The organism is Glaciibacter sp. 2TAF33 (genome assembly GCF_052114945.1).
In the GTDB taxonomy this organism is placed as follows: Bacteria; Actinomycetota; Actinomycetes; order Actinomycetales; family Microbacteriaceae; genus Cryobacterium.
In genome coordinates this window covers 50,927-57,618 of record NZ_JBFRFS010000018.1, presented here as the reverse complement: position 1 = coordinate 57,618, position 6,692 = coordinate 50,927, and the positions used below count along the sequence as shown (strand labels likewise).

At 67.1% G+C, this 6,692-nt stretch carries 6 protein-coding genes; all 6 read right to left on the bottom strand.

The genetic code is table 11. The annotated features are described in order from the left end of the window. Positions 1 to 182 precede the first annotated feature (182 nt). The gene (gene serA / locus AB4Y94_RS16630; RefSeq protein WP_441729118.1) at positions 183 to 1,775 is read right to left on the bottom strand and encodes a phosphoglycerate dehydrogenase; all 1,593 of its coding nucleotides are present in this window, start codon (positions 1,773 to 1,775) and stop codon (positions 183 to 185) included. A gap of 305 nt (positions 1,776 to 2,080) precedes the next feature. Continuing rightward, a complete protein-coding gene (locus AB4Y94_RS16625) occupies positions 2,081 to 2,452 on the bottom strand; it encodes a hypothetical protein (RefSeq protein WP_441729117.1) in 372 nt (123 codons plus the stop codon). Further along, complete coding sequence (locus AB4Y94_RS16620; RefSeq protein WP_441729116.1) at positions 2,449 to 2,940, bottom strand: DNA polymerase III subunit gamma/tau; 492 nt, start codon at positions 2,938 to 2,940, stop codon at positions 2,449 to 2,451. The genes AB4Y94_RS16625 and AB4Y94_RS16620 overlap by 4 nt, the downstream gene beginning before the upstream one ends. Positions 2,941 to 3,226: 286 nt before the next feature. Next, the gene (gene ilvC, locus AB4Y94_RS16615; protein WP_441729115.1) at positions 3,227 to 4,255 is read right to left on the bottom strand and encodes a ketol-acid reductoisomerase; all 1,029 of its coding nucleotides are present in this window, start codon (positions 4,253 to 4,255) and stop codon (positions 3,227 to 3,229) included. Positions 4,256 to 4,364: 109 nt separating this feature from the next. After that, positions 4,365 to 4,874 (bottom strand): acetolactate synthase small subunit, encoded by a 510-nt coding sequence (gene ilvN, locus AB4Y94_RS16610; RefSeq protein WP_441729114.1) that lies wholly within the window; start codon positions 4,872 to 4,874, stop codon positions 4,365 to 4,367. A gap of 3 nt (positions 4,875 to 4,877) precedes the next feature. Further along, entirely contained in the window at positions 4,878 to 6,692 is a 1,815-nt protein-coding gene (locus AB4Y94_RS16605; RefSeq protein ID WP_441729113.1) for an acetolactate synthase large subunit, read from the bottom strand.

Genomic DNA, 6,692 nt, shown 5'->3' with positions numbered 1-6,692 from the left:
GACGCAACGGCGGAGTCGCCAAATCCCTCTTCGAACAACGCTACCGCCGCTTCGCGCGACGACACCGACAACGAACTACGTGGATGCATAAAACTGCTCCCCAGGAATCGAAACTGAATTATTCAGTCCAACTCCCGGGGAGCAGTTCATGATCTCGGGGGCCCTTCGTGATGGTTTCGGCGTTACTCGGTGAGGTCGATTTCCACCATGATGTCGGCGGAGATCGCGTCGCGCACCGACTCGAGCAGGCCAGCGGGAACAGCTGAGTCGACGGTCAGCACGCTGAGCGCCTTGCCGCCGGCCTCGTGGCGGGCGATCTGCATACCGGCAATGTTGATCTCGGCTTCGCCGAACTCACGCCCGTAGACCGCGACGATGCCGGGGCGGTCGGTGTAGAGCATGACGATGAGGTTCGTGGCGAACGGAACCTCGACGTCGTATCCGTTGATGCCGACGATTTTCTCGATCTGCTTGGTGCCGGTCAGCGTGCCGGATACCGACACCTGCGAGCCGTCGGCGAGTGCGCCGCTGAGGGTGATCACATTGCGGTACTCAGGCGACTCGGAGTCGGTGATCAGGCGCACGTTGATGCCGCGCTGTTCGGCAAGCAGGGGCGCGTTGACGTAGGAGACGGTCTCGCTGACGATGTTGGTGAAGATGCCCTTGAGCGCGGCGAGCTTCAGCACGCTCACGTCGTAGTCGACCAGTTCACCGTGCACTTCGACGTCGATGCTGGTGAGCGGGCTGTGCTGGGCGAGGCCGGCGAAGACCTGGCCGAGTTTCTCGACCAGCGGGATGCCGGGGCGCACGTACTCGTCGATGACGCCACCGGCGACGTTCACGGCGTCGGGCACGAGCTCGCCGGAGAGCGCGAGCCGCACCGACTTCGCCACGGACACGCCGGCCTTCTCCTGCGCTTCGTCGGTGGACGCGCCGAGGTGGGGGGTGACGATGATGTTGGGCAGGCCGAGGAGCGGCGAGCCGGTGGGCGGTTCGCTGACAAAGACGTCCAGGCCGGCGCCGGCGATGGTGCCGGCGGTGAGCGCCTCGTGCAGGGCGTCTTCGTCGATGAGGCCGCCGCGGGCGACGTTCACGATGAACGCGGTGGGCTTCATCAGCTTGAACTGCGCCGCACCGATCATCCCGGTGGTCTCCGGCGTCTTGGGCATGTGGATGGTGATGAAGTCCGACTGCTCGAGGAGTTCGTCGAGCGTGACGGGCTGCACGCCGAGCTGCTGGGCCCGTGCCGAGGTGATGTAGGGATCGTATGCGATGACATTGGTGCCGAAGGCCTGCATGCGGGCCGCGATCAGGGCGCCGATGCGACCCAGGCCGATGATGCCGATGGTCTTCTCGTAGAGTTCCACGCCGGTGTACTTCGAGCGCTTCCACTGGTTCTGGGCGAGCGCACCGTGTGCCGCCGGGATGTGTCTGGCCAAGCTGAGGATGTGGCCGACCGTGAGTTCCGCGGCGGAGATGATGTTCGATGTGGGCGCGTTGACCACCATGACGCCGGCCGCGGTGGCGGCCTTGATGTCGACGTTGTCCAGGCCGACCCCGGCGCGCGCGATCACCTTGAGGTTGGGGGCAGCCTTGATCGCCTCGGCGTCGACCTTGGTGGCGGAGCGCACCAGAACGGCGTGTGCGTTGGCGAGTTCGGCGAGCAGTGCGGCACGGTCAGTGCCGTCGACGTTGCGGATCTCGAAGTCGGGGCCGAGTGCGTCGACGGTGGCGGGCGAAAGTTCTTCAGCGATCAGTACGACAGGCTTCGACACGTAAGAGTAGTCCTTCGGTTGCGGGAGGCGGGAGCTCAGCTGCGCCGCGGCCTCGGGGCGCCAGAGTTGAAATCACTCTACTTGCTGCGGACTTACCCGATGAGCAGCATGACGCCGAGAGTCGCGCCCCCGCCGTCCGCACGGACTGGCCGGCCGCGCTGCCCGACCGCGCTGCCGGCATCCGCTGAGGTACGTATATAACATCTCCCCTGACTGAACGAAGGTGTTATATACGTACCTCGGCGCGGGTGGCCGGGCGGCAGGGGGCGTCCAGGGGCGCGGCGAGCGGCACGGCTCACGACCGACTACACGATCAGGCTGCCGAGTCCGAACACCGCATAGATATCGAGGGTGACGACGGCGATGAGCGCCAGGCCGACCAATAAGAGTAGCGCAAGCGGGCCGACACCGCGCTTCCGGCCGATCCAGAAGGCGATCCCGTAGACCGCCGCCGGCAGCAGGATTGCGCCGATCAGGATGCCCCAGCCGAAGCCGCTGAGCCGGGTGTCGAGGGCACCGGCCGCGACCGTCAGTCCAACCAGGTTGCCGACGGCCTCCCAGATGTCCCAGGCGTAGAGCAGTCCGAAAACGATGCAGACGGTGGCGACCAGCCACGCCGGCCCGGGCCGGCGTGGTGCTGCGACTGCGGCGGCGGGGCTCCGTTCGGCGGCGATCATGACGCTCCCCCGGCTCCGATGATGAACGGCAGCGGCGCGAGCAGCACCACGCCGAGCAGCAGGACCACGATCCGGGTGCGAGGCCGGTCCCGGGTGAGCTGGAAGGCGGCGCCGAACCAGACCAGCGGGGAGACGACTGCGGTCCAGGCGCCGAGGGAGAACATGAACTGGCCGACAGGGTCGGTGAGCGGGTTACTCATGCGTGAGACCCCGATGAACCAGCCGACGGCGTAGAGCAGGTAGACACCGGCGAGGATCCCCATCCCGACCAGGGCGACGGATGCCGCCACCTGGCCGGCCGCCGGCGCCTCAGGCGCCGAGGCGACCGCGGCCGGGCTGCCGGGAACCGACCAGCCCTCGGGCAATTCGGTGGCATCCGTTGGCTGGGCCTGCCCGGCGCCGGCCGTTTCGGCCGCGCGCGGCGGACTGAGGGTGGGATCGGAATCGCCGGCCCAGCTCAGGGCATCGTCTTCCGGTTCGGGGTTCATCCCTCTAGGGTACCGAGCGCTGGGCACGCCGCGGCGACCATGGCGCCCAACCAGCCGACCGAAAGCGACGGACGCCGCCGCCCGGCACCCGATATCCCGCCGGGCACCCGAAATCCCGCGCGCCCGGCGCATTCTCGCGCGCCCAGCGCATTCTCGCGCGCCCACGCCCGCGACGGAGGAGCAAGACCCGCGCCGTCCTCACCGGGTACGGCCCCTGGGCGGACGTGGACGACAAAGCGGCGGGACCAAACCGATTGGTCCCGCCGCAGATCATGCCGTACGGGGGTTAGCGGGCCACTTCGCCGTCGACGTAGTCGTCGTCGTTCGAGGCGTTCCAGGCAAAGAGCTTCCGCAGCTCGCGGCCGGTGGCCTCGATCGGGTGCTCCTCGCCCTTCTTGCGGAGCGCCAGGAATTCCGGTGCTCCGGCGTCCTGGTCCGTGATGAAGCGCTCGGCGAACGCGCCGCTCTGGATGTCGGCGAGAACGGCCTTCATGTTCTCCTTGACGTGCGGGTCGATCACGCGCGGCCCGGAGACGTAGTCGCCATACTCTGCGGTGTCGGAGACGCTCCAGCGCTGCTTGGCGATGCCGCCCTCCCACATCAGGTCGACGATGAGCTTCAGCTCGTGCAGCACCTCGAAGTAGGCGACCTGCGGCTGGTAGCCGGCCTCGGTCAGCGTTTCGAAGCCGTACTGGATGAGCTGTGACGCGCCACCGCAGAGCACAGCTTGCTCACCGAACAGGTCGGTTTCGGTCTCCTCGGTGAAGGTGGTCTTGATGCCGCCGGCGCGGAGGCCGCCGATCGCCTTGGCGTAGCTGAGCACGAGCGGCCAGGCATTGCCTGACGCGTCCTCTTCCACGGCAACGATGACGGGAACGCCACGGCCCGCCTCGAACTCGCGGCGCACGGTGTGGCCGGGTCCCTTCGGAGCGACCATGATCACGTCGACGCCTTCCGGCGGGGTGATGTAGCCGAAGCGGATGTTGAAGCCGTGTCCGAAGACAAGGGCCTTGCCCGCGGTGAGGTGTCCTTCGATGTCGTCGGCGTAGAGGTGGCGCTGCACCTGGTCCGGGGCGAGGATCACGATGACGTCGGCCCAGGCCGCGGCGTCTGCCGAGCTCAGGACCTTGAAGCCGGCTTCTTCGGCCTTGGCCTTCGACTTGGAGCCGTCCTTGAGTCCGACGACGACCTCGACACCGGAGTCGCGCAGGTTCTGGGCGTGGGCGTGGCCCTGTGAGCCGTAGCCGATGACGGCGACCTTCTTGCCCTGGATGATCGACAGGTCGGCGTCTTTGTCGTAGTAAATCTCTGACACGAGTGGTGTTCTCCTTATATATTTCGGTGGTCAAGCTTGTCGAGACCCGACAGGCTCACAACCGATCGAGATTCGGTGGTCGAGCTTGTCGAGACCCGGTGCTGGGTGTTCAGTTCTTGAAAACGCGTTCGGTGATCGACTTGGAGCCGCGCCCGATGGCGAGCAGGCCCGACTGGGCGATCTCCTTGATGCCGTACGGTTCGAGCACGCGCAACAGCGCCTGCGTCTTGCCGGAGTCCCCGGTGACCTCGATCACCAGTGCATCCGCGGCCACGTCCACGACGCGGGCGCGGAACAGGGTGACCGCCTCGAGCACCTGCGACCGGGTGGAGTTGTCCACGCGCACCTTGATCAGCAGGTGCTCCCGGTGCACGGATTGCGCCGGGTCGAGCTCGACCACCTTGATCACGTTGATCAGCTTGTTCAGCTGCTTGGTGACCTGCTCGAGCGGGAGGTCTTCGACGTCGACGACGACAGTGATGCGGGACAGGCCCTCGATCTCGCTGTGGCCCACGGCGAGGCTCTCGATGTTGAATCCCCGGCGGGCGAAGAGCCCGGCGACGCGGGTCAGGAGGCCCGGTTTGTCCTCGACGAGGAGGCTCAGAACGTGCGTGCTCACGGGCTACTCCTCTCCCCAGGTCGGTGCGTGGTCTTTGGCGTACTGCACATAGCTGTTGCTGACGCCCTGCGGGACCATCGGCCAGACCATGGCGTCACGGCTGACGATGAAGTCGATGACCACCGGGCGGTCGTTGGTCTCGAGGGCCAGCTTGATCGCGGCGTCCACCTGGTCGGCGCTGGTGACACGGATGCCGAGGGCACCGTACGCGTCGGCGAGCTTCACGAAGTCGGGCACCATCTGGGTGTCGTGGCCGGTGTTCAGGTCGGTGAAGGAGTGGCGTCCGTCGTAGAACAGGGTCTGCCACTGGCGCACCATTCCCAGCGAGGAGTTGTTGATGATGGCGACCTTGATCGGGATGTTGTTGATGGTGCAGGTGGCCAGTTCCTGGTTCGTCATCTGGAAGCATCCGTCACCGTCGATCGACCAGACCACCCGATCGGGTTCGGCGACCTTGGCCCCCATGGCCGCGGGCACCGAGTATCCCATGGTGCCGGCGCCGCCGGAGTTGAGCCAGGCGTTCGGGCGCTCATACTTGATGAACTGGGCGGCCCACATCTGGTGCTGGCCGACTCCGGCTGCGTAGACCGCCTCGGGTCCGGTCAGCTCCCCAATGCGCTTGATCACGTACTGCGGCGAGAGGAGGCCGTCGGCCGGCTCGCTGAAGCCGAGCGGGAACTCCTGGACCAGCCCTTTCAGGTAGGTCCACCATTCCTCGGTCTCCGGCTTCCGGCCGGCGATGGCCTCTTCGAAGGCGACGATGAGGTCAGCGATGACGTCCTTGGCATCGCCGACGATGGGAACGTCCGCCGTGCGGATCTTGGAGATCTCCGCAGGGTCGACGTCGACATGGACCACTTTCGCGTTGGGCGCGAACTCGGAGACCTTCCCGGTCACCCGGTCGTCGAAACGCGCGCCGAGCGACACGATCAGGTCGCTCTCCTGCAGTGCCAGCACCGCGGGAACGGTGCCGTGCATACCCGGCATGCCGAGGTGCTGCGGGTGCGAGTCGGGGAAGGCACCGCGGGCCATCAGCGTGGTCACGACGGGGGCGCCGGTGGTCTCGGCGAGCTTCAGCAATTCCTTCGACGCACGGGCCCTGATCACACCACCGCCCACGTACAGCACCGGCCTCTTCGCGCCGGCGAAGAGCGCCGCGGCGGCCTGCACCTGCTTGCCGTGCGCCTTAGTGATCGGCCGGTAGCCGGGCAGGTCGAGCTTGGGCGGCCAGACGAACGGGGCGGAGTTCTGTTGGGCGTCCTTGGTGATGTCGACCAGCACCGGGCCCGGGCGTCCGGTCGACGCGATGTGGTACGCCGACGCGATCGCCGCGGGGATGTCTTCGGGCCGCTTCACCAGGAAGGAGTGCTTCGTGATCGGCATCGTGATGCCGACGATGTCGGCCTCCTGGAAGGCGTCGGTCCCCATCAGCGTGGAGAATACCTGGCCGGTGATGGCCAGCAGCGGCACCGAGTCCATGTAGGCATCCGCTATGGCGGTGACCAGGTTGGTGGCCCCCGGTCCGGAGGTCGCGATCGCGACCCCGACCCGCCCGCTGGCTGCGGCGTAGCCCTCGGCGGCGTGCCCGGCGCCCTGCTCATGGCGGACCAGGATGTGCCGGATGTCGGTTTGCGCCATCAACTCGTCGTAGAACGGGATGACCGCGCCGCCGGGGATGCCGAAGACGTCGGTGACGCCGAGGTGCTTGAGGGTGCGGAGAATCGCACCGGAGCCGGTGAGGATTTCGGGTGCCGACGAGTCCGGCGCCGTGGAGGCGCGGGCTGACGGGGATGGCACGGGCGAGGGTTCCGTGGTCAT